We start from the raw sequence: 22,090 nt of genomic DNA on the forward strand, positions 1-22,090 counted from the left end.
GAGTGCTGACCCACCGGCCGCTACCGGCACCGAACCTGCCAGAGACCAGCAGGCTCGGTAAGCCCCATTAGTCGTCGCTGGTGGTGGCGCCGCCCGGCTCCGGGACGCCGGTCTCGTCACCCGGGTCCGGCTCCTCGGGGGACACGGTGGCCTCCACGTCGACCGTGCCGGCGTCGGCGAACTCCAGCGTCACCGGGACCGCCTGGGCCGAGCGCAGGCTCTGGGTCAGCCCGACCAGCGTCAGCCGGGCCACCCCGTCGTCCCCGAGCAGGACGGTCTCGCCGGCCGGGATGGTGAGGTCCACGCCGGTGGTGCCGTCGGCGTCCCGGACGTCGGTGAACCCCTCGCCGGTCACCCCGACCAGCCGCGCCTCGGTCGGGCCGGTGTTGCTGATCGCCATCTGCAGCTCGACGTCCGCGCCGGCCTCCCAGACGCCGTCGGGCGGGTAGGGCAGCTCGACGTTGGTCACCTTGACGTCCTCGCTGACCCGCTCATCGGCCATGGCGTTGCCGCCCGGCACCTCGACCCCCGGGGTCTGGCTGGGTGCGTCGCTGCTGCAGGCCGCGGTGCTCAGCGCGGCGGCCAGCGCCAGCACCGGGACCCAGCGCCGGGGAGTGTGCTCGCTCATGGTCGTCCTCTCCGTCGTCCTCGTTCGGTGTCCGCCCGTCGGGTACCCCGGGGCGGCCGATCCGTGCGACGTGGGCCCCCGACGTCATCTGTTCGCAAGGTCGGGTGCGCCGCCGGTGCCGGCGCGGCACCATGACCGGGTGGACACCGATGTCTTCCGCCAGGTCCAGGACGCCGTTCGCCAGCTGGTGCGGGGGGTGGTCGTCCCCCGCGAGGAGGAGATCGACCGCCACGACCGCATCCCCGACGAGCTGCGCGCCGCCGCCGCCGAGATGGGGCTGTTCGGGTACGCGCTGCCCGAGGAGCACGGCGGGCTCGGCGTGACGATGAGCGAGGACGTGCAGCTGGCCTTCGAGTTCGGCTACACGACGCCGGCGTTCCGCTCGCTGTTCGGCACGAACAACGGCATCGCCGGGCAGGTGATCGCCAGGTTCGGGAACGGGGAGCAGCAGAAGACGTACCTGCCTCGGCTGGCGGCCGGTGAGCTGATCGGCTCCTTCGCCCTCACCGAGGCCGAGGCCGGCTCCGACCCGGCCGGGCTGCGCACCACCGCCCGCCGGGACGGCGAGGACTGGGTGATCAGCGGCGGGAAGCGCTACATCACCAACGCGCCGATCGCTGACCTGTTCGTCGTCTTCGCCCGCAGCGACCCGGCCGAGCGCGGCGGCCGCGGCATCTCCACCTTCGTCGTGGACGCCACCGCACCCGGGGTCACCGTCGGGCCGAAGGACGCGAAGATGGGCCAGTCCGGTGCCTGGACGGCGGAGGTCTTCTTCGACGAGGCGCGGGTGCCGGCCTCCGCGCTGATCGGTGAGGAGGGCCGCGGCTACGCGAAGGCGCTCACCGTGCTCTCCCGCGGTCGGCTGCACATCGCGGCGCTGTGCGTCGGGATGGCGCAGCGGGTGCTGGACGAGTCGGTCGCCTACGCGGCCACCGCCAAGCAGGGCGGGGCGCCGATCGGCCGCTTCCAGCTGGTGCAGGCGATGCTCGCCGACATGCACACCGAGCTGCTGGCCGCCCGCAGCATGGTGGTCGACGTCGCCGCCCGCTACGACTCGGGCGAGGACACCTCGGTCGGCCCGTCGGCGGCGAAGCTCTTCTGCAGCGAGATGGTCGGCCGGGCCACCGACCGCGCCGTGCAGGTGCACGGCGGGCTGGGCTACCTGCGCAGCACGCCGGTCGAGCGCTTCTACCGCGACGCCCGGCTCTACCGGCTGTACGAGGGCACCAGCGAGGTGCAGAAGGTCATCATCGGCGGCGCGCTGCTGCGCGCCGCCGGCATGCCCAGGCCCTGACGCAGGACCCCCTCGCCCCCGCCCCTCTACCCGGCCCCCTCGCAGGGCCCCGCCGCGAGCCTGCGAGCGGTGGGGGGCGAGGGGGTCCTTTGACTAGGCGGGGGTGTGCTCGGGGCCGGTGCCGCCGTGCAGGAGTGGGCCGGTGTGGCCCTGCCCGCTGCCCAGCGCGGCCACGAACTCGCGCAGCAGGTCCCCACCGTTGTGCGTGGCCCGCCAGCCCAGCTCGGTGCGCGCCCGGGTGGTGTCCAGCGGGGGCACGCCGAGGCCGAGGTCCAGCCAGCCCGGCTCGATCTGCAGCACGCGGGCGAGGAACGCCCCCTGCATGCCGGCGCGCAGCACCGCGGCCGGCACCGGCACCCGCCGGACGCCGAGCGCCCCGGCCAGCCCGTCGGCGTCGAAGTGGGGCGGCGCGGAGAGGTTGAACGGCCCCGGTGCCCGGCGGTCGAGGATCCGGGCGATCGCGTCGGCGACGTCGTCGGCGTGCACGAACCCCAGGTGCAGCGAGCCCGGCAGCGGCAGCGGCAGCAGCTTCGCCACCGCGCCGGGCAGGGCGCGGGCGGCCGGGAAGGCGATCGGGCCGAGGAAGTAGCGGCCGATCTCGCTGGCCGCGTCGGGCTGCAGCACCAGCGTCGGGCGGGTCACCGAGACGGTGACGTCGGGGTGCGCGGCGTCGAACTCGGCCACCATCCGCTCGCACTCGACCTTCTGCCGGCTGTACTGCGAGCTGGGCACCCCGGTGGCCGGCCAGTCCTCGCCCACCGGGTGGGTCTGCGGGCCGGCGGCGTAGGTGCCGATCGAGGACATGTGCACCACATGCGGCACCCCGGCTGCGCCGGCGGCGGCCAGCACCCGGCGGGTGCCCTCGACGTTCACCGCGTGCAGCACCTCGGGCTCGCGGTCGGGGACGAGCGCCCACGCCAGGTGCACCACGGCGTCGACCCCGTCCAGGAACTCGGCCAGCACCGGCTCGCTGTCGGGGGACTGCAGGTCGGCGCTGTACCAGCGCACGCCGGCGTAGGGCTCGGTCTGCGGTGGCCGCCGCCGGGCGAGGCCCCGGACCTCGGTGACGCCGGCCTCGGCGAGCCGGCGCAGCAGCGCCGTCCCGACGTTGCCGCTCGCGCCGGTGATCGCCACGGTCATGCCGGGGAGGAGCCTGCCGGGTGTCTCAGCCATGCCCAGGCGCTACCCCCGCCGTCCGGTCGTCACCCCTCGTGCGGACGTGTGCGGTGACCAGCTCGCCGACCCGCTCGGCGGCGAGCTCCGGCAGCCAGTGGTCCGCGTCCTCGAGCACCTCCAGCGCGTAGCGGGCGGTGACGAACTCCCGGGTCGCCTCGGTGGCCGCCCGGCCGAGGAACGCGTCGTGGGCGCCCCACACGTGCAGGGTGGGCACCCGGACGGTGCCCACCGGGGCGCCGGGCAGCGGCAGCGCGCGGTACCAGTTCAGCGCCGCGGTCAGCGCGCCCGGCTCCCGCATCCGGTCGACGTAGTGGTCGACCAGGTGCTCGGGGAGGCCACCGTTGCGGAGCACCCGGCGCAGCACGGCGCCCTGGCGGGCCAGCAGCACGCCCTCGGGGACGGCGGGCAGCTGGAAGAAGCCGATGTAGCCCGACCGCAGGCCCTGGTCGCTGTGCAGCACCGCCTGCGTCATCGCGGCCGGGTGCGGCACCGACAGGGCGGTCAGCGTGCGGACCCGCCACGGGTGCCAGGCCGCCAGCGCCCACGCCGCGACGCCGCCCCAGTCGTGCCCGACCACGTGCGCGCTGGACAGCCCGGCGGCGTCCAGCAGGGCCAGCACGTCGTCGACCACCGCACGCAGCGAGTACGCCGACCGCCCCGGGGGCCGCGCGCCGGGGGAGTACCCGCGCTGGTCGGGGGCGAGGGTGCGCAGCCCGGCCGAGTGCAGCACCGGCGCCAGCCGGTCGAAGGCGCCGCCGTCCTGCGGGAAGCCGTGCAGCAGGACGACCGGCTCGCCGTCGGCCGGGCCGGAGTCGCGGACGTCGAAGACCAGGTCGCCCCGGCGGAAGGTGTCCATGCCGGGTCTGTGCCCGCTGGAGCGGAGGCCCACGCTCAGCCGACGGCGGCCACCGGGGCGGGCTCGGGGACGACGTGGGCGAACACCGAGGTGGCCCGGCCGTCGGCGTCCCGGACCACCGAGACCCGCACGGTCACCGGCACCTGCGAGCCGTCGGCGTGCCGGAAGCTGGTGGACAGCTGCGTGCGCCCGGTGGTCTGGCCGAACAGCTCGGTGACCGCGGAGGTCTGGCCGGGCCGGTCCTCCAGCGGGGTCAGGTCCTGCACCCGCCGGCCGTGCAGCTGCTCGGTGGGGGTGCCCAGCAGTGCCGCGAGGGCCCGGTTGGCCCGCAGCAGCGAACCGTCCGGGCGGGCCAGCAGCATGCCGATCGGGGCGTCGTCGAAGGCGTGCCGGAACATCAGCTCGCTGTCGGCCAGCGCCCGGCGTGCCACGACGGCCTCGGTCACGTCGCGGGAGACCGACAGCACCTCGCGCACCGCACCGTCCTCACCGGTCAGCCGGCGGGTCGTGCTCTCCAGCCACCGCACGCTGCCGTCGCGGTGCCGGACCCGGTGGACCGCCGTGCCCTCGTCCCAGCGTCCGGCCGAGGCGGGGTCGGCGGTGACCCGGTCGGGATCGTCCAGGTACAGGATCCCGGTCACGTCTGTGCCGGTGATCTCCTGGGGGAGCCAGCCGAGGACCGCACCGCTGCTGGCCGACGCGTACGTGACGATCCGCTCCGGGGTGGTGACGAGCACGAGCTCGTCGTTGCCACCGAGCGGGAGGACGGCGCCCTCGGCCAGCGGCTCGGCCAGCGACCGGGAGGTGAGCAGGGCGGTGAGCCGGGCGGAGGCCGGCTGCGGCCGGCCGAACAGCCAGCCCTGCGCGGAGTCGCAGCCCATCGCGACCAGTTGCTGGGCCTGCTCGGTGGTCTCCACGCCCTCGGCGCAGACCTGGCGCCCCAGGCTGTGCGCGGCCTCGATGACCAGCCGGGCGAGCACCGCGTCGGCGGTGTCGCTGGTGACCCGTTCGATGAAGGAGCGGTCGACCTTGACCAGGTGGACCGGGAGGGCGCGCAGCAGGCTCAGCGCCGAGTGGCCGGTGCCGAAGTCGTCCAGCGCCAGCCGGACGCCGAGGTCGCGCACCTGCTGCAGCCGGGCGGCGGTGGCGGCCAGGTCGGTGATCGCCGCGGTCTCGGTGATCTCCAGGCACAGCCGGTCCGGCGCCAGGCCGCTGTCGGTGAGCGCCTGGGTGACGTCGTCGATGAACCCGCGCTGGGCCAGCTGCACCGGGGAGACGTTGACCGCCACGGTGGGCGGCAGCCCTGAGGGGCCGGTGGACCAGCCCGCGGCCTCCCGGCAGGCGGTGCGCAGCACCCAGCGGCCCAGGTCGACGATCAGGCCGGTCCGCTCGGCCAGCGGGATGAACTGGTCGGGGGGCACCCGACCCAGCTCGTCGTCCTCCCACCGGGCCAGCGCCTCGACGCCGGTGACCTGGGCGGAGGGCAGGGAGACGACGGGCTGGTAGTGCAGGGCGAGCGAGCGGGTCTCGATGGCCTGGCGCAGCCGCCGTTCCATCTCGTGCCGGGCCCGCACGGCGGTGGTGTCCTCGGCGTCCTCCAGCAGCTCGGTGCCGAAGTGCGCCACCCGGCCCCGGCCCAGGGACTTGGCCCGGTACATGGCCAGGTCGGCCTGGTGCAGCAGGGCGTCGGGGGAGTCGGCCCCGGCGGCGACGCCCACGCTGGCGCCCAGGCTGACCAGCTGCTCACCCGTCTCGACCGCCCCGCGCGCGGTGAGCACGAAGGGCGCGGCGGCGGTGAGCACGATCCGTTCGGCCAGCGCGGTGCTCTGCGCGGCGGTCAGCGGCGCCTCGGTGAGCACCGCGAACTCGTCGCCGCTGAGCCGGACGACGAGGTCGTCGGTGCGGGCGACGGTGCGCAGCCGGGCGGAGAACTCGACCAGCACCTCGTCGCCGGCGCCGTGACCGAGGTGGTCGTTGACGTCCTTGAAGCGGTCCAGGTCGATGAAGAACAGCACCCCGGAGGTGCCCGCCGCGTGGGCCTGGCGCAGCCGCTCCAGCAGGAACAGCCGGTTGGGCAGCCCGGTGAGCGGGTCGTGCAGCGCCTGGTAGGCGTACTGCTGGGCGAGCTGCTCGAACACGGCGGTGACCGGGGCGACCCCGAGCCGGCCGTCGGGCCAGCAGACCAGCACCCCGTCGAGCAGGTGGTCGCCGGTCGCCCGGCGGTGGATGACCGCGGCGGCCACCCGGGCCACCGGGCAGTCGACCGGGAACTCCAGGGCCGACGGCGGTGCGCCGTCGGCGACCCGGCGCCGCTGGTGCAGCAGCCGGCCGTAGCCGAGCCGGCCGGTCATGGTGACCTCGAACCAGGTCCGGCTGACCAGCAGGGGCGCGCCGGGCACGTCGACGACGACCCAGCGCAGCGTGGCGTCCCGCCGGAACATGCTGTCCAGGGCGGCCATGGTGGTGCTCGCCGGCACCCGGTGCACCGGCAGTGCGAGCGACCCGAGGGTCGCCTCGGTCTGGGTCAGGGCCAGCTCTGCGGTGAGCGCGACCTGCAGCACGCCGCCGGGCAGGGCGGCGTCGAGCGTCGTCCCGGTGCTGGTCATCCTCGCTGTGCCTGCCTCTCGTGGTCCCCGTCCGTGGTGACGCGGCCAGTGTGTGGGCGGTTGCTCTGCGTGACGACCGCTCCTCACCCATCCGAGTCGATCTTGGTGTGGGGGTGTTTGGTGCACCACGTGCCGGCGTCGGGGACGATGGAGCCGTGGTGGCGTCTCCGGCAGCAGAGCTGATCGTCCTGGTCGACGAGGACGGGACGGCGATCGGCAGCATGCCCAAACCGCTGGTCCACCACGGGGACACCCCGCTGCACCGGGCCTTCTCCGCCTACCTCTTCGACGACTCCGGGCGGCTGCTGGTCACCCGCCGCGCGGACTCGAAGGCGACCTTCCCGGGGATGTGGACCAACACCGTCTGCGGGCACCCCGGACCCGGGGAGGCCGACGACGAGGCGATCGCCCGCCGGGCGGACTACGAGCTGGGGCTGACCGTGGACCGACTGCGCCCGGCGCTGCCCTCCTACCGCTACCGCGCGGAGTTCCGCGGGGTCGTGGAGAACGAGGTGTGCCCGGTCTACCTGGGCCGGTTCGCCGGCCTCCCGGCGCCGGACCCCACCGAGGTGGGGGAGTGGGAGCTGCTGGACTGGGCGACGTTCCGGGCCCGGCAGGAGACCACCCAGTACGACGCCTGGTCGCCCTGGTGCCGGGAACAGGCCCGGCTGATCGAGGCCGCCGGCCTGCTGGCCGACCTCACCACCACCTGATCACCCGCGCGGCACGTGCTGCGTGGGCCGCGCGTCAGGCGTTGACGACCAGCCGCACCGTGCACCCGTCGCCGGAGTCGTCGGCCGGGGCCGCGGTCAGGCTGTCGACCGACCGCCGGGCCAGCCACAGGCCCATCCCGCCGACCGCCATGTCGCCGTGCGCCGGCCCGTAGCCGGCCAGCGGGTCCTCGAACGCGGTGCCGCGGTCGGTCACCGCGCACAGCAGCCGCTCCGGGGTGCACCACAGCTTCACGTCCACCGGCGGGATGCCGTGCTCGGTGGCGTTGGCGGTCACCTCGTCGATCGCCAGCACGAAGTCCTGCGCGGCGTCGGCGGACAGGGCGCTCTCGGCCAGCACCCGGTTCAGCGCCCGGCGCAGCGCGCGCATGTCGTCCATGTCGACCATGGCCAGCGTCGGCTCGGTCTCCTCCAGCGGGTCGGGGATGCCGGCCCGCTGCAGCTCCCGGAGCAGCTCGGCCGGCGGGCGGAAGTCCGGATTGCGGACGGTGCCCTCGCTGGTGAGCAGCCACGGGTGGGTGGCCCGCGCGACCGCCCAGGGGTCGGAGCCCTCTGCCGCCATCGGGGCCAGCAGGCAGATGTGGTCGACCGGCCGCTCGGCCAGCACGTGGTTCAGCAGCGCCTCGGTCTGCACCCAGGCAGCCGGGTCGGCGTCCGGACCGCCCGGGCCGGTCACCAGGTGCAGCCGGCGGCCGGTGCTGGGCACCCGCTCGTCGACCAGCCGGGCGATCGCCGCCAGCGCCGCCGGCGGGCGGTCGGCCAGCGGCTCGGTGGGGGCCAGGTGGACGTCACCGGCGTCCTGGAGCGCTGCGGTCAGCGCGGACGCGACGGTCTCCGGGCAGGCGATCACCACCGGCTCGCCCTCGGCCACGGCGCGGCTCAGGATCGGCCCCACGACCGTGGCGACGTCCTCACCCGGGCTGAGCACGTACCCCACGTGGCGGTAACCCTGGTGCTCGTGGGGCTGGTGCTCTTCGATGCGCTGTGTCACGGGAGCACCTCCTCGTCGTCTGCTCCGACGGGGGTGCCTGTGCCCCCGAACCGTGATCGGGACACATGCGGCCACCGAGGTCACACCCGGAACGAGCGAGCCGGTGGCGCTGTTGCCGCCCGTGTGCACAACGACGTCGTGGTGATCGGGGCCGGTCAGGCCGGGTTGTCGGCCGCCCACGGCCTGCGCCGGGCGGGTGCGGACTTCGTGCTGCTGGACGCCAACGAGGGCCCGGGCGGGGCCTGGCAGCACCGCTGGCCCTCGCTGCGGCTGGACCGCGCGCACCGGATCGCCCCGCTGCCCGGCCTCCCGCTGCCCGACGCCGACCCGGCCGCCCCGGCCAGCGAGGTGGTGGCCGCCTACTTCGCCGAGCACGAGCGCCGCTTCGACCTGCCGGTGCACCGCCCGGTCGCCGTCCGGGCGGTGCACCGCACCGACGACGGCTTCGCGCTGGACACGAGCGCAGGGGAGTGGACGGCGCGCGGGGTGGTCAACGCCACCGGCACCTGGACCCGCCCGTTCTGGCCGGCCTACCCCGGCCGGGAGCTGTTCGGCGGCCGGCAGCTGCACGCCGCCGACTACCGCGGCGCCGAGGAGTTCCGCGGCCGGCACGTGGTGGTCGTCGGCGGCGGTACGTCGGCGGTGCAGCAGCTCATCGAGATCAGCGAGGTCACCAGCACGACCTGGGTCACCCGCCGGGAGCCGGTCTGGCGCACGGACGGCTTCGACGAGGACGCCGGCCGGGCCGCCGTGGCGCTGGTCGACCGGCGGGTGCGGGCCGGCCTGCCGCCGGGCAGCGTCGTCGGCGTCACCGGGCTGGTGGAGACCGACGCGGTGCTGGCCGCCCGCGCCCGCGGCGTGCTGGAGCGGCTGCCGGTGTTCGACCGGCTCGACGCCGACGGGGTGGTCTGGGACGCCGACGACCGGCACGCGCGTGCCGACGTCGTCCTGTGGGCCACCGGGTTCCGGCCCGCGCTGGAGCACCTGGCCCCGCTGCGGTTGCGCGCGCCGGGGGGTGGCATCGCGATGGACGGCACCCGGGTGGTCGCCGAGCCGCGGTTGCACCTGGTGGGCTACGGACCCTCGGCGAGCACCATCGGCGCCAACCGGGCCGGGCAGTCCGCCGTCCGGGAGCTGCTGCGCACCCTGTCCGCCGACGCCGCGGCCTGAGGGTTGTCAGAAGCCCGGACCAGGTAGGAGAGGGCCATGAGCGCCCAGCCCGAGAGCCCCGACCCGAGCCTGCCCGACACTGGGATGGCCACCGGCAACGACGAGGGCGAGCCCGGCCACCTCGACAGTCGTCCGCTGGCCAAGGACGAGCGGCGGCTGCTGAAGCAGCTGCGCAAGCCCGGTGAGGGCACCGCCGAGCCCGCCGTCGAGGACGACGCGGCGGTTGCGGCCGCGGCGGCCGACGACGCCCCACTGCCGGCCGAGGGAGCGGCCGGCGGCAACGCCGACGGCCTGGACGCGCAGTTCACCGACCGCTGACCCCACGCCCGGCCCCGCCCGGCCATGTTGGCCAACATGGCCGGACGGGCGGCTCCGCGAACATGGCCGGACGGCGGGCGGCCCCGCTGACATGGCCGGACCGAGAGCGGCCATGTTGGCGAACATGGCCGCTGGTGGGTCAGTCGTGCTGGGGGTTCAGCCGGACCGCGATCAGGGCCACGTCGTCCTCGGCGCGGTCGGGGAGCAGCCGGTCCAGCAGCTGGTCGGCCAGCTCGGCCATCGGCACCCCGCCCATCGTGGTGAGCTCCGCTGCCAGCCGGTCGATGCCGACGTCGAACACCTGGTCGCGCCGTTCCACCAGGCCGTCGGTGTAGAAGAGCACCGTCGAGCCGCGGGGCACGGTGACCACGTGGTCCCGGCGCACCGCGTCCAGGTGCACGCCCACCAGCAGTTCAGCGCGGTCGGCGGTCAGCACCCGGGTGGAGCCGTCGGGCAGCAGCAGCACCGGCGGCGGGTGCCCGGCGTTCGACCAGCGCAGCCGGGTGACGCCCTGCTCGAACTCCTCGGGGGTCTGCTCCAGCCGGGCCACGATCAGCGAGGCGAGGGTCTGCAGCTGCAGCCCGTCCATCGCCCGGTCCAGCCGGGCCAGCACGCCGGCCGGGCTGTCGGCGCTGTCGTAGCTGATCCCGCGGAGCAGGCCGCGCAGCTGGCCCATGCAGGCCGCGGCCTCGGTGTCGTGCCCGACGACGTCGCCGATCACCAGCGCGGTGGCCCCGTCGGGCTGCTGGAAGACGTCGTACCAGTCGCCCCCGACCTGGGCCTCGCGGGCGGCCGGCACGTACCGGACGGCGAACTCCAGGTGGTCGGGGTCCGGCGGCTCGGACAGCAGGCTGCGCTGCAGGGTCAGCGCGGCCTGCGCCACCCGCCGGGACCGGGCGTACAGCGCCTCGAGCAGGTTGGTGCGCAGGTCGCCGACCTCGGCCAGCTGGGCCGGTGACCAGGCGTCCGACCGGTTGCGCACGGTCTCCCGCCACCGGTCGAAGGACTTGCGCGGGGACAGCCGCACCGAGTCGCCCTCGCGCTCGGCGATCGCCTTGTTGTGCGGGTCGCCGCCCCAGTCGACCGAGTGCACCGTCTCCGCGCGGGTCCAGACCACGTACTGCCCCTCGGGCAGCGGCAGCGCCAGCACCCCGCAGGCCAGGTCGGCCGGGACGTCCAGCTGCGGGGCGACCAGCGGGAGCCGGTCGGTGCAGACGACGTCCTCGCCCTGGGCGGCGGCCCAGCCGGCGACGGCGCGGACCACCTCGGGCGGCAGCGGGACGCCGGCGCTGCCGGTGGCGCCCTGCAGGTTCACCACCACCGACTCGGCCGGGACGACGTCGAGCAGGCCGGGGTGGCCGAGCAGGGTGTCGGCCAGCGGCCGGTCCTCGTCCAGGGCGGCGGCGGTCAGCCAGGCCATGGTGGAGCGCACCTGCAGCGCCCGCCGGTGCTCCTCGTCCTCGGCCCGGTCGACCAGCCGCAGCGACAGCGTCGAGCCGAGGAACTCCGCGGCCGCGCGGGTGGCGTAGGGCGGCGCGTGCGGGCCCGAGTAGTGGTGGCAGGCGATGAGGCCCCACAGCTTGTCGTCGCGCAGCAGCGAGATCGACATGGACGCCCGCACGCCCATGTTCTGCAGGTACTCGCAGTGGATCGGCGAGACGCTGCGCAGCGTCGAGTAGGTGAGGTCCAGCGGCTGTCCGGTCGCCGGCAGGTCGACCGGCTCCAGCGGGGCCGGCGTGTACGTGACGTCGGAGATCAGCCGGATCCAGTTCTTCTCGTACAGCGCCCGGGCCTGCGCCGGGATGTCCGAGGCCGGGTAGTGCAGCCCGAGGAAGGAGTTCAGCTCCGGCAGCTTGGCCTCGGCCACGACCTCGCCGTTGAAGTCGGCGTCGTACCGGTAGACCATCACCCGGTCGAAGCCGGTCAGCGTGCGCACCGCCTCGGCGGTGATGTCGTAGAGCTGCTGCAGCGAGGTCGCGCGGTTCAGGTCGCTGATCGTCCCGCGCACCGCCTGGTAGGTGTTCGGGAAGGAGAACGGGCGCGGGCCGTAGGCCGGCTCCAGCTCCACCACGAGCGTGCTCGTCGCGGTGGTCTGGCGGACGCCGCTCACCGGGGGCCCGGCCTCGGCAGGCGGCCGCGTGCCGTCCTCCACCGAGTGCACGGCGCGGTGCAGGATCGCGTCGACCGGGCAGGGCGTGCCGTCGCAGTCCAGGGTCAGCTCGACCGGGTTGCGCTCGCGCAGGTCACCGAAGGCGCGGGCGGAGCGGGCGATCGCCTGGGCGGGCACCACGCCGACGACGTCGGCCAGCGGGCGGCCCAGGGCGTCGTCCCAGGCCACGCCGACCAGGTCGGCGAGGTTGCAGGAGACCTGCCGGACCACCATGTCCGGCTCGCTGACCGCCAGCAGCACGCCCCGGGGCTGGATGCTGCCCGGCACGTGGATCGGTTCGCGCTCGCAGTTGGTGAGGTCGACCGGCTCGCCGGGGGCGAGCCAGGGGCCGGCCTGCAACTGGTCCGTCACGCGACGTCCTCGTTCCCTCGGGTGTGTCCCCGGCGGGACGGCGTCTGTGTCCAGGGTGCCTGCTCGGGCCCTGCCGCGCCGCACCAGCGCGCCAGGGTGCCGAACGTCTCGCGGGCGGCGGCGACCAGCCGGTCGGCGTCCCCACCGGCGGCGGTGACCCGGTGCCGGGTCACCGTACGGAAGGCGTGCCACATCTGGCCGGTGCGCGCGCCGTAGGGGGAGAAACAGCTGAGCCGGGCAGTGCCGCTCAGCTGGGGCAGCGTGGCCAGGTGCCGGTCGATGAACACCCCGCCCAGCGAGGAGCCCTCCAGCACGTACAGCCGGCCCAGCGCCTGATCGGTGTCCGCGACGTCGGGCAGCGGGGTGCGGTCCACCGCCGCCGGGGCGCCGAGCGCGGCCAGGTCGGCGGCGAACAGGTGCGACCGGCGGCGGGCGGCCCAGTCGACCTCGGCGGCGTCGGCCGGGTGCGCCGCGGCCCAGGCGTCCAGACCGGCCTCGGCGGCCAGCCAGAACCCGTGCATCCGGGTGAGCGCCCCGACCAGCCGCTCCCGCGTCAGGTCGGCGTCGAGCAGGTCCAGGGTGTCCTCGACGGCCTGGTGCTCCGCGGCGGTCTCGGTGCGCAGGCGGCGCAGCACGTCTCGGTCGTCCACCCGGTCCCCGTCGTCGATCGCGTCGTCCCGGGGCGCGGGTGTCGCGTTCTCTCCAGCTGTCATGAGCGCGTCAAGAGTAGGTCACCGGGCGGCCGAGGTGGTTGCGCCACCCACCCGATCCCGGCCAGCCGGGCGGCCCGCACGCCGAGGTGCAGCAGCAGCCGGTCGGCGCCGTCGGCGAGGTCCAGACCGGTGAGCTGCTCGATCCTCCCGAGCCGGTAGTACAGCGTCTGCCGGTGGATGCACAGCTCGCCCGCCGCGCGCTGCGGGCTGCCCGCGCAGTCCAGCCAGGTCGCCGCCGTCGCGGTCAGCACCGGGTCGGCCAGCAGCGGCGCCAGCACCGGGTCCGGTGCGGGCAGCGCGGCCACGGCCCGCCAGGCGCCCAGCTCGGCCCACGACGCGGCCGGGGCGAGCCGCGGGTCGGCGGCGGCCACCCGCGCCGCCGTCCGGGCCTCGTGCCACTGGGCGGTCAGCTCGCTGCAGCCGTGCCGGGCAGCAGCCACCCCCGCGGTGCTGCCCGGCGGCAGGCCACCCAGGGCCGCTCCGCTCAGCGCACCGGCGGGCCGGTGGTCGCCGCGGCCGGGCAGCGGCAGCAGGACGGCGACCGCGCCGTCGTCCAGCACCGTCGGGACGGCGCCGGCGCCCGGTGGGGTCCAGCCCGGCGGGAGCCCCGGCTCGGCGGGCAACAGCGCGACCAGGGTGACCGGGGTGCCGGCGCCCAGTGCCTCGGTGAGCGTGCGCACCGCCCGGCCCGGGGAGGGGGCGGTGAGCGCGGTGCGCAGCGCGGCCGAGAGGTCCGCGGTGCCCGGCCGGCCCTCGGCGAGCAGCCGGCCGGCCTCCGCGGCCAGCGCCACCGCCTCGGCCAGGCCGGGGGCGCCGGGGTCGGTGACGTCGGTGCGCTCCTCGTCGAGCAGCCACAGGTAGCCGTGCAGCCGGCCACCGGCACGCACCGGCAGGCACAGCCGGGTGAGGATGCCGGCCGCCGGGTCGGCGGGCACCCGCAGCGGGGCGGTGGCCCGGGCGATGCCGTGGCTCTCGAACCAGGCGCGCACCTCGGGGGTGGAGCTGCGGCCGAGGATGGAGCGGGCCCGGACGGCGTCCATCGTGACGCCGGGGGTGGCCGGGCCGGTGCCGTCGTGGGCGCAGAAGGCCAGCAGGGTGAAGTCGCGGTCCTCCAGCGTGGCCGGGGCGCCGAGCAGCGCCGACACCTCGTCCACCAGGTCCTGCAGGTCGTCGCGCACCGGGCTCCTCCTCCTCGTTCAGACGATCGTACGAGAGCTGCCCGGCGAGTCCGGACATCTGTCGCTGGTGCGCCGGCACGGGCGTCCCTAGCGTTCGCAGGCACCACCCGCCACCAGTCGCCCGCGGAGGCGCCGTGCTCACCCAGAAGGCCCTGCTCGCCGCCGCCCGCCGTCCCGGCCTGCGCCGGGTGATCACCGGCACGCCGGTCACCCGGCGGGTGGTCGACCGCTTCGTGGCCGGGGAGACCCTCCCCGAGGCGCTCGAGGTGGTGCGCACGCTCTCCGCCGACGGGCTCGCCGTCACCCTGGACCACCTCGGCGAGGACGTGACCGACCGCAGCGAGGCCCAGCGCACCCGGGACGCCTACCTCGACGCGCTCGAGGGGCTCGCCCCGCTCGGGCTCGGCGCGGCCGCGGAGGTCTCGGTGAAGCTGTCCGCCTTCGGCCAGGCACTACCGGTCGGCGGGGACGACGTCGCGCTCGCCCTCGTGCGCCCGGTCGTCGAGGCCGCCACCGCCCAGGGCACCACGGTCACCCTGGACATGGAGGACTCCCGCACCGTCGACTCCACCCTCGGTGTGCTCGCCGAGCTGCGCCGCGACCACCCCGGCACCGGCGCCGTCCTGCAGGCGATGCTGCACCGCACCGAGGACGACGCCCGGGCCCTCGCCGTCCCCGGGTCGCGGGTGCGGCTGGTCAAGGGCGCCTACCGCGAGCCCGCCTCGGTGGCGTACCAGGACAAGGCCGACGTGGACGCCGCCTACGCCCGCGGCCTGGAGGTGCTGGTCCGCGGCGGCGGGTACCCGATGGCCGGCACCCACGACCCGGCGATGATCGACCGGCTGCTGGCGCTGGTCGCCGAGACCGGCCGCGACCGCGACAGCTACGAGTTCCAGCTGCTGTACGGCATCCGCCCCGACGAGCAGCTGCGGCTGGCCCGCGCCGGGCACACCGTGCGCGCCTACGTGCCCTACGGCGCCGACTGGTACGGCTACTTCATGCGCCGGCTGGCCGAGCGCCCCGCCAACCTGCAGTTCTTCCTCCGCTCCCTCGCCACCCGTTCCTGAACCACCCCCGCTTCCTGAACCACCCCCGCTTCTGAACCACCCCCGCTTCTGAACCACCCCGGCCATGTTGGCCAACATGGCCGCCACCCGACCGCAGGAGCTGCACCTCATGGACGCCGTCACCCAGGTCCCCGCACCGCGCAACGAGCCGGTCGGCGACTACGCCCCCGGTTCGCCCGAGCGGGCCGCGCTGCAGCAGCGGCTGACCGAGCTGGCCGCCGCACCCGTCGAGCTGACCGCCACGATCGGCGGTGCCCAGCGGATGGCCGGCGGCGCGGCGTTCGACGTGGTCGCCCCGCACCGGCACGCCCAGGTGCTCGGCACCTCGGCCGCCGCGACCGCGGCCGACGCCCAGGACGCCGTTCGGTGTGCCAAGGAGGCCGCGCCGGGCTGGTCGGAGCTGTCCTTCGACGACCGGGCCGCGGTGTTCCTCAAGGCCGCCGACCTGCTGGCCGGCCCCTGGCGGCAGACGCTCAACGCCGCGACGATGCTCGGCCAGAGCAAGACCGCCTACCAGGCCGAGATCGACGCCGCCTGCGAGCTGATCGACTTCTGGCGCTACAACGTGCACTTCGCCCGCCAGGTGCTCGCCGAGCAGCCGGTGAGCAGCCCCGGGGTCTGGAACCGGGTCGACCACCGCCCGCTGGAGGGCTTCGTCTACGCGGTGACGCCGTTCAACTTCACCGCCATCGCCGGAAACCTGCCCACCGCGCCGGCGCTGATGGGCAACACCGTGGTCTGGAAGCCGGCGCCCACCCAGCAGCTGGCCGCCTGGTACACGATGCGGCTGCTCGAGGCGGCCGGGCTGCCCCCGGGCGTGATCAACATGCTGCCCGGTGACGGCGTCGCCGTCTCCGACGTGGTGCTCGCCGACCGCGACCTGGCCGGCATCCACTTCACCGGCTCGACCCCGGTGTTCCAGCACCTGTGGCGCACGGTGGGGGAGAACATCTCCGGCTACCGCGGCTACCCGCGGGTCGTCGGCGAGACCGGCGGCAAGGACTTCATCGTCGCCCACCCCTCCGCCGACCCCGACGTGCTGCGCACCGCGATGATCCGCGGCGCCTTCGAGTACCAGGGCCAGAAGTGCTCGGCGGCCTCCCGGGCCTACGTGCCGCGCAGCCTGTGGGCGAAGGTCCGCGACGACCTGATCGGCACCGTCGAGGAGATCCCGATGGGCGACGTCACCGACTTCGCCAACTTCATGGGCGCGGTCATCGACCGGAAGTCCTTCACCAAGCTGTCCGGCGTGCTCGAGTCGGCGAAGGCCGACGACGCGCTCACCGTGGTCGCCGGCGGCACCGCCGACGACAGCGAGGGCTTCTTCGTCCGGCCGACCGTCATCGAGGGCACCGACCCCGGGCACGAGGTGTTCGCCACCGAGTACTTCGGCCCGGTGCTCGCCGTGCACGTCTACGACGACGCCGACTACGACACGGTGCTCAAGCAGATGGAGTCGGTGGCGCCCTACGCGCTCACCGGCTCGGTGATCGCCCAGGACCGGGTGGCGATCGCGCACGCCCAGCGGTTCCTGCGGCACGCGGCCGGCAACTTCTACGTCAACGACAAGCCCACCGGCGCGGTCGTGGGCCAGCAGCCCTTCGGCGGTGGCCGCGGCTCGGGCACCAACGACAAGGCCGGCGCCGCGCAGAACCTGCTGCGCTGGACCAGCGCCCGGTCGATCAAGGAGACCTTCGTCCCCGCCACCGACCACCGCTACCCGTACATGGCATAAGGACCCCCTTGCCCCCCACCGCTCGCAAGCTCGCGGCGGGACCCTGCAAGGGGGCCGGCGAGCGACCTCGGTGAGTGGCGCTCCGCCACTCACCGAGGGCACGGTGCTCAGTCCGGGAGCGGGATCTGGCGCTCGTCGCAGAGCTCGGCGAGCAGGTCGCCGACGGTCTCCTCGACCGAGCCCTCGCCGGGGACGACGGCGCCCGGCTCGTCCTCGCCCAGCGGCTCCAGGGTGTCCAGCTGGCTGCGCAGCAGGGACGGCGGCATGTAGTGGCCCTGCCGCTTGGCCAGCCGTTCGGTGAGCGTCTCCTCCGAGGTGTTCGCGTGGGCGAACCACACCGACGGGTTGTCGTCGCGGAGCCGGTCGCGGTAGCTGCGCTTGAGCGCCGAGCAGGTGAGGATGAACGAGGTGCCGGCCGCCTCGTGCTCGCCGATCAGCTCGGCGATGCGGTCCAGCCAGGGCCAGCGGTCCTCGTCGTCCAGCGGGGTGCCGCTGCGCATCTTCTCGACGTTCTCCGGCGGGTGCAGGTCGTCGCCCTCGATGAACTCCCACTGCAGCCGGCGGGCGATCTCGGTGGCGGTGGTCGACTTGCCGGAGCCGGAGACCCCCATGACGACGATCGAGGTGGTCGCCGGGATGCTGGGCGTGGATTCCATGTGCCGACCGTAGGCAGTCGGGCGCACGGTTGTGAACCGGGGCGGGGGCTTGACGGGTGACGACGACGGAACGGCGTGCCTCGCTGTGGCGCCTGCCGGCGGTGCGCTCCCTGTTCGCGCTGAACGCGCTGGGCTTCCTCAGCTACTCGCTGCTGCTGTCGGCGCTGCCCGCCCATGCCGCCTCGCTCGGCGCCGGGCTGACCGCGGCCGGGTCGGTCACCACGGTGTTCCTGGTCGCCACCGTGCTCGCCCAGACGGCGGTGCCGGCGCTGGTCGCGCGGCTGGGCATCGGCCCGGTGCTCGCCGCCGGGCTGGTCGCGATCGGGGCGCCGTCGCCGCTGTACCTGCTCGCCGACGACGTGCGCTGGTTCGCCGTCGTCTCGGTCGTCCGCGGGGTCGGGTTCGCGGTGATCACGGTGCTGGGCTCCACCGTCGCCGCCCAGGCGGTGCCGCCGGAGCGGCGCGGTGAGTCGATCGGCATCTACGGCCTGGCGATCTCCGTGCCGACGCTGGCCGCCGTCCCGGGTGGGACGGCGCTGACCCTCGCCGGCCACTTCCCGGTGGTCGCGGCAGCGGCGGCCGCCCCGGTGCTGGCGCTGGTGTTCGTGCCGGGCCTGGTGCGGGCGCTCGGCCCGCCGGAGGTGACCGCTCCCGGCGGCTCCCGGGCGGCGGTGTGGGCGGCGGCCGCGCCGTCGCTGGTGCTGCTGGTGGTGACGCTGGCCGGTGGGGGCCTGGTCACCTTCCTGCCGATCGAGCTGCCCGACGGCGCGCTGGCCGTGGTCGCGCTGCTGGTGTTCGGGGTGAGCACCGGGTTGTGCCGCTGGGGCGCCGGGGTGCTGGTCGACCGGCTGGGGGCGCGGGTGCTGATGCCCGCGGCGCTGGCCAGCGGGGTGGCCGGACTGCTCCTGCTCGCGCTGGGGCTGCGCGCCGCGGGCACCGGCGGGGCTGCGGCTGTGCTGGCCGGTGCCTTCGCGCTGGGCATCGCCTACGGCGCGGTGCAGAACCTGACCCTGGTCATCGCGCTGGCCCGGGCCGGTGCCGGGCAGACCACCACGGTCAGCGCCGTGTGGAACGCCTGCTACGACAGCGGCACCGCGATCGGGGCGCTGGCCGTCGGGGTCGTCGCCGCCCAGGTCGGGCTGTCCACCAGCTACGTGCTGGTGGCGGTGCTGCTCGCTCTCGCCCTGCCGCTGGCGGTCACGCTGCCCCGCGCCCTGCGCACCGCGGGCTGACGGCTCAGCCGGCGGTGGCCTGGTCGCCCAGCCGCTCCCGGACCGTCTCGGCGAGCCGCTCGACCATCCGGACCTCCTCGGCGGACGCCCGCAGCCACGAGCGCAGCCCGTCGACGTCGCGGCGGTTCGCGTCGCGCAGCTGACCGAGCAGCACTTGCCGGCTGCTGGACTGCGCGCGCATCGCCGTGGGCAGCGTGCGGCCGGTGCGGCGGGCGGTGGTGGTCAGCGCGGCCCCGACGAACGCCAGCTCCCGGGGGTCGGACAGGCCGGCGAGCAGCGCCTCGGCGTCGTCGGTGCGCCCGTCGGCGATCAGCTGCAGGTACTCGGCGGCGCGGCGGGCGCCGGTGTCGGCGGGGGACTCAGACGGTGCGGTCACCCCTCCACTGTCCCTCAGCGCCCGGACCAGCGTGGTGGCCGCTTCTCCAGGTAGGCGGCGATGCCCTCGCGGCGGTCCTCGCTGAGGTAGGGGTTCGGCCCGACGTCCAGCCGGAGCGCGGCCGACAGCGGCAGCTCCACGCCCTTGACCGCGGTCTCCTTCATCCGCCGCACCGACAGCGGCGCGTTCGCCGCGATCCGCTCGGCCAGCGCCAGCGCGGTCGGCAGCACCTCCTCGACCGGGACGACGCGGTTGACCAGCCCCCAGCGGGCGGCGTCCTCGCTGGTCACGTACTCGCCGGTGAGCAGCATCTCCAGGGCGATCCCCATCGGGACGCGCTTGGGCAGCACGACCGAGCCGTAGTTGGCGCCCATGCCGATGGTCGCCTCCGGCAGGCCGAGCTTGATGCCGGGGGCGGCGACCCGCAGGTCGCAGGCCAGGGCCAGCTCGAAGCCGCCGGCGACCGCGTGCCCGCCGAGCGCGGCGACGACCGGGACGTACGTCTCGCCGAGCACCTCGAAGAGATTGCGGCCCGGCCGGCTCATCGGCGGCCGGAAGTGCTCACCGCGCTGGTCGCGCTCCCGGATCTCCTTGAGGTCGAAGCCGGCGCAGAAGGCCGGCCCGTTGCCGGTCAGCACGATCGCCCGCACGTCGGCGTCCTCGGCGCAGGACAGCAGCTCCTCGACCAGGTCGGCCTGCAGGTCGCTGGAGAGCGCGTTGCGGCGCTCGGGGCGGTCCAGGGTGAGCACGCGGACGTGCCCCCGGGTCTCGGTGACCAGTCCCGACTCGCGGCGCTGCGGTTCGCTCATGGCCGTGATCCTGCCCGGTCGCCGGCCGGTCAGCTCGAGGGGAGCTCGCCGGTGCGCACGAACTGCTCGGCGATGTCGCGCACCTTGGTGTTGGTCTCCATCGACAGCTGCGCCAGCGCGGAGAAGGCCCGGTCGGCGGAGAGCTTGTGCCGCTCCATCAGGATGCCCTTGGCCTGGTCGATGACCGCCCGGGAGTCCAGCGCCGCGCGCAGGTGCTCGGCCCGCTCGACCGCACTCTCGTACAGGTACATGTTCGACACCGGGACCACCGCGTAGGCCGCGAACCGGGCGGTCAGCTCCCGGGTGCGGGCGTCCAGCGGGTCGTCGGTGCGGGCGTAGACGTTCAGCCCACCGGAGATCAGCTCCTGCGGGGGCAGCGGGAAGGACAGCATGCTCCGGCAGCCGCGCTGGGCGGCCAGCTGCGGGAACGATCCCCAGCGCCGGTCGGCGCCGGTGTCGACCACCTCGACCAGGTGACCGCTGGTGGCCGCCTCCATGCAGGGGCCGGCGCCCAGGGCGTACTGCGCCTGGTCGAGCTGGCGGGCGAGGGGCCCACTGGCGGCCACGGTGGCGGGCGGGCCGTCGCCGATGATGGTCACCGAGGTGACCGGCTCGCCGGGGAGCACCCGGGCGGCCAGGTCGGTGACCTTCTGCAGCACAGACTCCAGCGAGTGCTCGGCGAAGGACATCCGGCCCAGCTCGTCGAAGGCGAGCTGGACGACGTCGGCGTCGGGATCGGGGGTGGGGCGAGTCACGGTGGTACTCCGGCGTCAGGTGGCACCGGACAGCGCGTGTGCCGGCGGATGTGGAGCCCGGGGAGACCCCGCGGGCCCTGCGGGACGGGACCCACGGGATCCCGCTGCCGCACGCCGGCTGTGTGACGCGGAGGCTGGACGAGCATAACCAGCAGTTGATCGTGTCCTCGGCAGGCTGTCTGCCGCGCGTGCGCGCCCCTGAGGAGAGCCCGTGAGCGGGTAGTATCCGCCGTGGTGCCGGGGAGACCCGGCGCCGTGCGTCAGACAGCGGCGTGCGTGTGTGCGGGCCCCATCGTGGGGCTCTCGCCGAGGCTGCCGCCCCGGTGGACCACAGACCGGAGTCCGACGTGCCCGCTGACGGCCATGTGACCGATCGCGCCAACGCCGCGTTAGAGCAGCTCGGCGGGTTGGCGCTGCGCGACCACTCGATGGAGTCGGTGCTGCAGACCGTCGCCGACCTCGCCAAGGAGGTCCTGCCGGGCCGGCTGGAGACGTCGATCTGCCTGCTGCAGAACGACCGGGCGAGCACGACGGTGTCCACCGGTCAGCTCGCCCTCGACATGGACGAGAGCCAGTACGGACGCGGCCACGGGCCCTGCCTGCACGCCGCGGCCACCGGCGAGCTCACCGAGATCCCCGACACCCGCGTCGAGCGGCGCTGGCCCGACTACGCACGCGTGGCCTGGGAGCGGGGCAACGGCAGCTCGCTGTCCGTGCCGCTCCCCATCCAGGAGTCGGTGCGCGGGGCGCTCAACATCTACGCCGGTCAGCCGCACGCCTTCGACGACGAGGCCCGGGCAGCCGCGCAGCGGTTCGCCCCCTACGCCGCCGTGGCGGTGGCCAACATGCACGCGTACGAGACCGCCCGGGGCATGGCCGACAACCTCCAGGTCGCCCTGGAGTCACGTGCCGTCATCGACCAGGCCAAGGGGATCCTGATGGAGCGGCACAAGCTGACCGCCGACCAGGCGTTCCAGGCGCTGGCCGCGGTGTCGATGCGGCGCAACCGCAAGGTGCGCGACATCGCCGACCAGCTGGTGCGCACCGGCGAGCTGGACGCCGAGCGGCCCTCCGGGACCTGAACACCGCCTCGGTGACGCCTGGTTGGGGCACCGTGGGTGAGGGCAGAAACCCGAGCAGGGGCCGTCTGTGTGCCGGCACTCAGGGGACCCCAGGCTCGGTGGTCGAATCGACGGCCACCGAGCCGCCTCGCCCGGGAGCCCATCCGGGTCGGCCACGCGATCCGAACACCTGCCGGTCGCGCCGTCCCCGCTGCCC

The 22,090-nt window shown here is 75.1% G+C and carries 20 protein-coding genes; 8 read left to right on the plus strand and 12 right to left on the minus strand.

Going from position 1 to position 22,090, the window contains the following annotated elements; genetic code table 11:
- Nucleotides 1–67: 67 nt before the first annotated feature.
- Nucleotides 68–628, minus strand: coding sequence for a copper chaperone PCu(A)C (locus Q1A09_RS21995; RefSeq protein WP_299960338.1), 561 nt, complete (start codon nt 626–628; stop codon nt 68–70).
- Nucleotides 629–767: 139 nt separating this feature from the next.
- Here Q1A09_RS21995 and Q1A09_RS22000 point away from each other — a divergent pair, with 139 nt between their 5' ends.
- A complete protein-coding gene (locus tag Q1A09_RS22000) occupies nt 768–1,922 on the plus strand; it encodes an acyl-CoA dehydrogenase family protein (protein ID WP_299960340.1) in 1,155 nt (384 codons plus the stop codon).
- A 93-nt stretch (nt 1,923–2,015) separates the two neighbouring features.
- Here the strand turns inward: Q1A09_RS22000 and Q1A09_RS22005 are convergent, their stop codons facing one another.
- Genes Q1A09_RS22005 through Q1A09_RS22015 form a run of 3 tightly spaced genes read right to left on the minus strand, consistent with a single transcriptional unit; the run spans nt 2,016 to nt 6,560 of the window.
- Entirely contained in the window at nt 2,016–3,095 is a 1,080-nt protein-coding gene (locus tag Q1A09_RS22005; RefSeq protein ID WP_299960343.1) for an NAD-dependent epimerase/dehydratase family protein, read from the minus strand.
- Nucleotides 3,088–3,954, minus strand: coding sequence for an alpha/beta fold hydrolase (locus Q1A09_RS22010; protein ID WP_299960347.1), 867 nt, complete (start codon nt 3,952–3,954; stop codon nt 3,088–3,090). The genes Q1A09_RS22005 and Q1A09_RS22010 overlap by 8 nt, the downstream gene beginning before the upstream one ends.
- Nucleotides 3,955–3,989: 35 nt before the next feature.
- Nucleotides 3,990–6,560, minus strand: coding sequence for an EAL domain-containing protein (locus Q1A09_RS22015; protein WP_299960350.1), 2,571 nt, complete (start codon nt 6,558–6,560; stop codon nt 3,990–3,992).
- A 155-nt stretch (nt 6,561–6,715) separates the two neighbouring features.
- Here Q1A09_RS22015 and idi point away from each other — a divergent pair, with 155 nt between their 5' ends.
- Nucleotides 6,716–7,273 carry an isopentenyl-diphosphate Delta-isomerase gene (idi, locus tag Q1A09_RS22020; RefSeq protein WP_299960353.1) on the plus strand — a complete coding sequence of 186 codons (558 nt, stop codon included), beginning with the start codon at nt 6,716–6,718 and terminating at the stop codon, nt 7,271–7,273.
- A 34-nt stretch (nt 7,274–7,307) separates the two neighbouring features.
- Here the strand turns inward: idi and Q1A09_RS22025 are convergent, their stop codons facing one another.
- Entirely contained in the window at nt 7,308–8,282 is a 975-nt protein-coding gene (locus tag Q1A09_RS22025) for an ATP-binding protein (RefSeq protein ID WP_299960356.1), read from the minus strand.
- A 138-nt stretch (nt 8,283–8,420) separates the two neighbouring features.
- Between Q1A09_RS22025 and Q1A09_RS22030 the strand changes: the two genes are divergently transcribed.
- Nucleotides 8,421–9,452 (plus strand): NAD(P)-binding domain-containing protein, encoded by a 1,032-nt coding sequence (locus Q1A09_RS22030; protein ID WP_299960359.1) that lies wholly within the window; start codon nt 8,421–8,423, stop codon nt 9,450–9,452.
- A gap of 36 nt (nt 9,453–9,488) precedes the next feature.
- Nucleotides 9,489–9,770, plus strand: coding sequence for a hypothetical protein (locus tag Q1A09_RS22035; RefSeq protein WP_299960362.1), 282 nt, complete (start codon nt 9,489–9,491; stop codon nt 9,768–9,770).
- Between the two features lie 139 nt (nt 9,771–9,909).
- On the opposite strand, the gene Q1A09_RS22040 is transcribed toward Q1A09_RS22035, so the two are convergent.
- From Q1A09_RS22040 to Q1A09_RS22050, 3 genes are read right to left on the minus strand one after another with little or no spacing between them, the layout of a single operon-like run.
- The gene (locus tag Q1A09_RS22040) at nt 9,910–12,291 is read right to left on the minus strand and encodes a SpoIIE family protein phosphatase (RefSeq protein ID WP_299960364.1); all 2,382 of its coding nucleotides are present in this window, start codon (nt 12,289–12,291) and stop codon (nt 9,910–9,912) included.
- Complete coding sequence (locus tag Q1A09_RS22045; protein ID WP_299960367.1) at nt 12,288–13,004, minus strand: biliverdin-producing heme oxygenase; 717 nt, start codon at nt 13,002–13,004, stop codon at nt 12,288–12,290. The genes Q1A09_RS22040 and Q1A09_RS22045 overlap by 4 nt, the downstream gene beginning before the upstream one ends.
- Nucleotides 13,001–14,182: a CdaR family transcriptional regulator gene (locus tag Q1A09_RS22050; RefSeq protein ID WP_299960370.1), complete on the minus strand. Its 1,182-nt coding sequence runs from the start codon at nt 14,180–14,182 to the stop codon at nt 13,001–13,003. The genes Q1A09_RS22045 and Q1A09_RS22050 overlap by 4 nt, the downstream gene beginning before the upstream one ends.
- A gap of 134 nt (nt 14,183–14,316) precedes the next feature.
- Here Q1A09_RS22050 and Q1A09_RS22055 point away from each other — a divergent pair, with 134 nt between their 5' ends.
- Both Q1A09_RS22055 and pruA read left to right on the plus strand, forming a co-directional pair.
- Entirely contained in the window at nt 14,317–15,249 is a 933-nt protein-coding gene (locus Q1A09_RS22055) for a proline dehydrogenase family protein (RefSeq protein WP_299960373.1), read from the plus strand.
- A 76-nt stretch (nt 15,250–15,325) separates the two neighbouring features.
- Nucleotides 15,326–16,984 (plus strand): L-glutamate gamma-semialdehyde dehydrogenase, encoded by a 1,659-nt coding sequence (gene pruA, locus Q1A09_RS22060; protein WP_299960376.1) that lies wholly within the window; start codon nt 15,326–15,328, stop codon nt 16,982–16,984.
- A 107-nt stretch (nt 16,985–17,091) separates the two neighbouring features.
- On the opposite strand, the gene Q1A09_RS22065 is transcribed toward pruA, so the two are convergent.
- Nucleotides 17,092–17,640 carry a gluconokinase gene (locus Q1A09_RS22065; protein WP_299960378.1) on the minus strand — a complete coding sequence of 183 codons (549 nt, stop codon included), beginning with the start codon at nt 17,638–17,640 and terminating at the stop codon, nt 17,092–17,094.
- Nucleotides 17,641–17,696: 56 nt separating this feature from the next.
- Here Q1A09_RS22065 and Q1A09_RS22070 point away from each other — a divergent pair, with 56 nt between their 5' ends.
- Nucleotides 17,697–18,872 carry an MFS transporter gene (locus tag Q1A09_RS22070; protein WP_299960380.1) on the plus strand — a complete coding sequence of 392 codons (1,176 nt, stop codon included), beginning with the start codon at nt 17,697–17,699 and terminating at the stop codon, nt 18,870–18,872.
- A 4-nt stretch (nt 18,873–18,876) separates the two neighbouring features.
- On the opposite strand, the gene Q1A09_RS22075 is transcribed toward Q1A09_RS22070, so the two are convergent.
- Genes Q1A09_RS22075 through Q1A09_RS22085 form a run of 3 tightly spaced genes read right to left on the minus strand, consistent with a single transcriptional unit; the run spans nt 18,877 to nt 20,812 of the window.
- Entirely contained in the window at nt 18,877–19,248 is a 372-nt protein-coding gene (locus tag Q1A09_RS22075; RefSeq protein WP_299960381.1) for a hypothetical protein, read from the minus strand.
- Nucleotides 19,249–19,262: 14 nt separating this feature from the next.
- Nucleotides 19,263–20,057 carry an enoyl-CoA hydratase/isomerase family protein gene (locus Q1A09_RS22080; RefSeq protein ID WP_299960384.1) on the minus strand — a complete coding sequence of 265 codons (795 nt, stop codon included), beginning with the start codon at nt 20,055–20,057 and terminating at the stop codon, nt 19,263–19,265.
- A 29-nt stretch (nt 20,058–20,086) separates the two neighbouring features.
- Nucleotides 20,087–20,812 (minus strand): GAF and ANTAR domain-containing protein, encoded by a 726-nt coding sequence (locus Q1A09_RS22085; protein WP_299960389.1) that lies wholly within the window; start codon nt 20,810–20,812, stop codon nt 20,087–20,089.
- Nucleotides 20,813–21,159: 347 nt separating this feature from the next.
- Between Q1A09_RS22085 and Q1A09_RS22090 the strand changes: the two genes are divergently transcribed.
- Nucleotides 21,160–21,894 carry a GAF and ANTAR domain-containing protein gene (locus tag Q1A09_RS22090; protein ID WP_299960392.1) on the plus strand — a complete coding sequence of 245 codons (735 nt, stop codon included), beginning with the start codon at nt 21,160–21,162 and terminating at the stop codon, nt 21,892–21,894.
- Nucleotides 21,895–22,090: the final 196 nt, after the last annotated feature.

This window comes from uncultured Modestobacter sp. (assembly GCF_947486615.1).
Taxonomy (GTDB): Bacteria; Actinomycetota; Actinomycetes; order Mycobacteriales; family Geodermatophilaceae; genus Modestobacter.

Bases quoted from the DNA above. Each gene is read 5' to 3' on its own strand.
- Q1A09_RS22065 (WP_299960378.1), bottom strand. From the start codon at position 17,640: ATGGAATCCACGCCCAGCATCCCGGCGACCACCTCGATCGTCGTCATG.
- Q1A09_RS22010 (WP_299960347.1), bottom strand. From the start codon at position 3,954: ATGGACACCTTCCGCCGGGGCGACCTGGTCTTCGACGTCCGCGACTCC.
- Q1A09_RS21995 (WP_299960338.1), bottom strand. From the start codon at position 628: ATGAGCGAGCACACTCCCCGGCGCTGGGTCCCGGTGCTGGCGCTGGCC.
- Q1A09_RS22035 (WP_299960362.1), top strand. From the start codon at position 9,489: ATGAGCGCCCAGCCCGAGAGCCCCGACCCGAGCCTGCCCGACACTGGG.
- Q1A09_RS22005 (WP_299960343.1), bottom strand. From the start codon at position 3,095: ATGGCTGAGACACCCGGCAGGCTCCTCCCCGGCATGACCGTGGCGATC.
- Q1A09_RS22015 (WP_299960350.1), bottom strand. From the start codon at position 6,560: ATGACCAGCACCGGGACGACGCTCGACGCCGCCCTGCCCGGCGGCGTG.
- Q1A09_RS22045 (WP_299960367.1), bottom strand. From the start codon at position 13,004: ATGACAGCTGGAGAGAACGCGACACCCGCGCCCCGGGACGACGCGATC.
- pruA (WP_299960376.1), top strand. From the start codon at position 15,326: ATGGCCGCCACCCGACCGCAGGAGCTGCACCTCATGGACGCCGTCACC.
- Q1A09_RS22080 (WP_299960384.1), bottom strand. From the start codon at position 20,057: ATGAGCGAACCGCAGCGCCGCGAGTCGGGACTGGTCACCGAGACCCGG.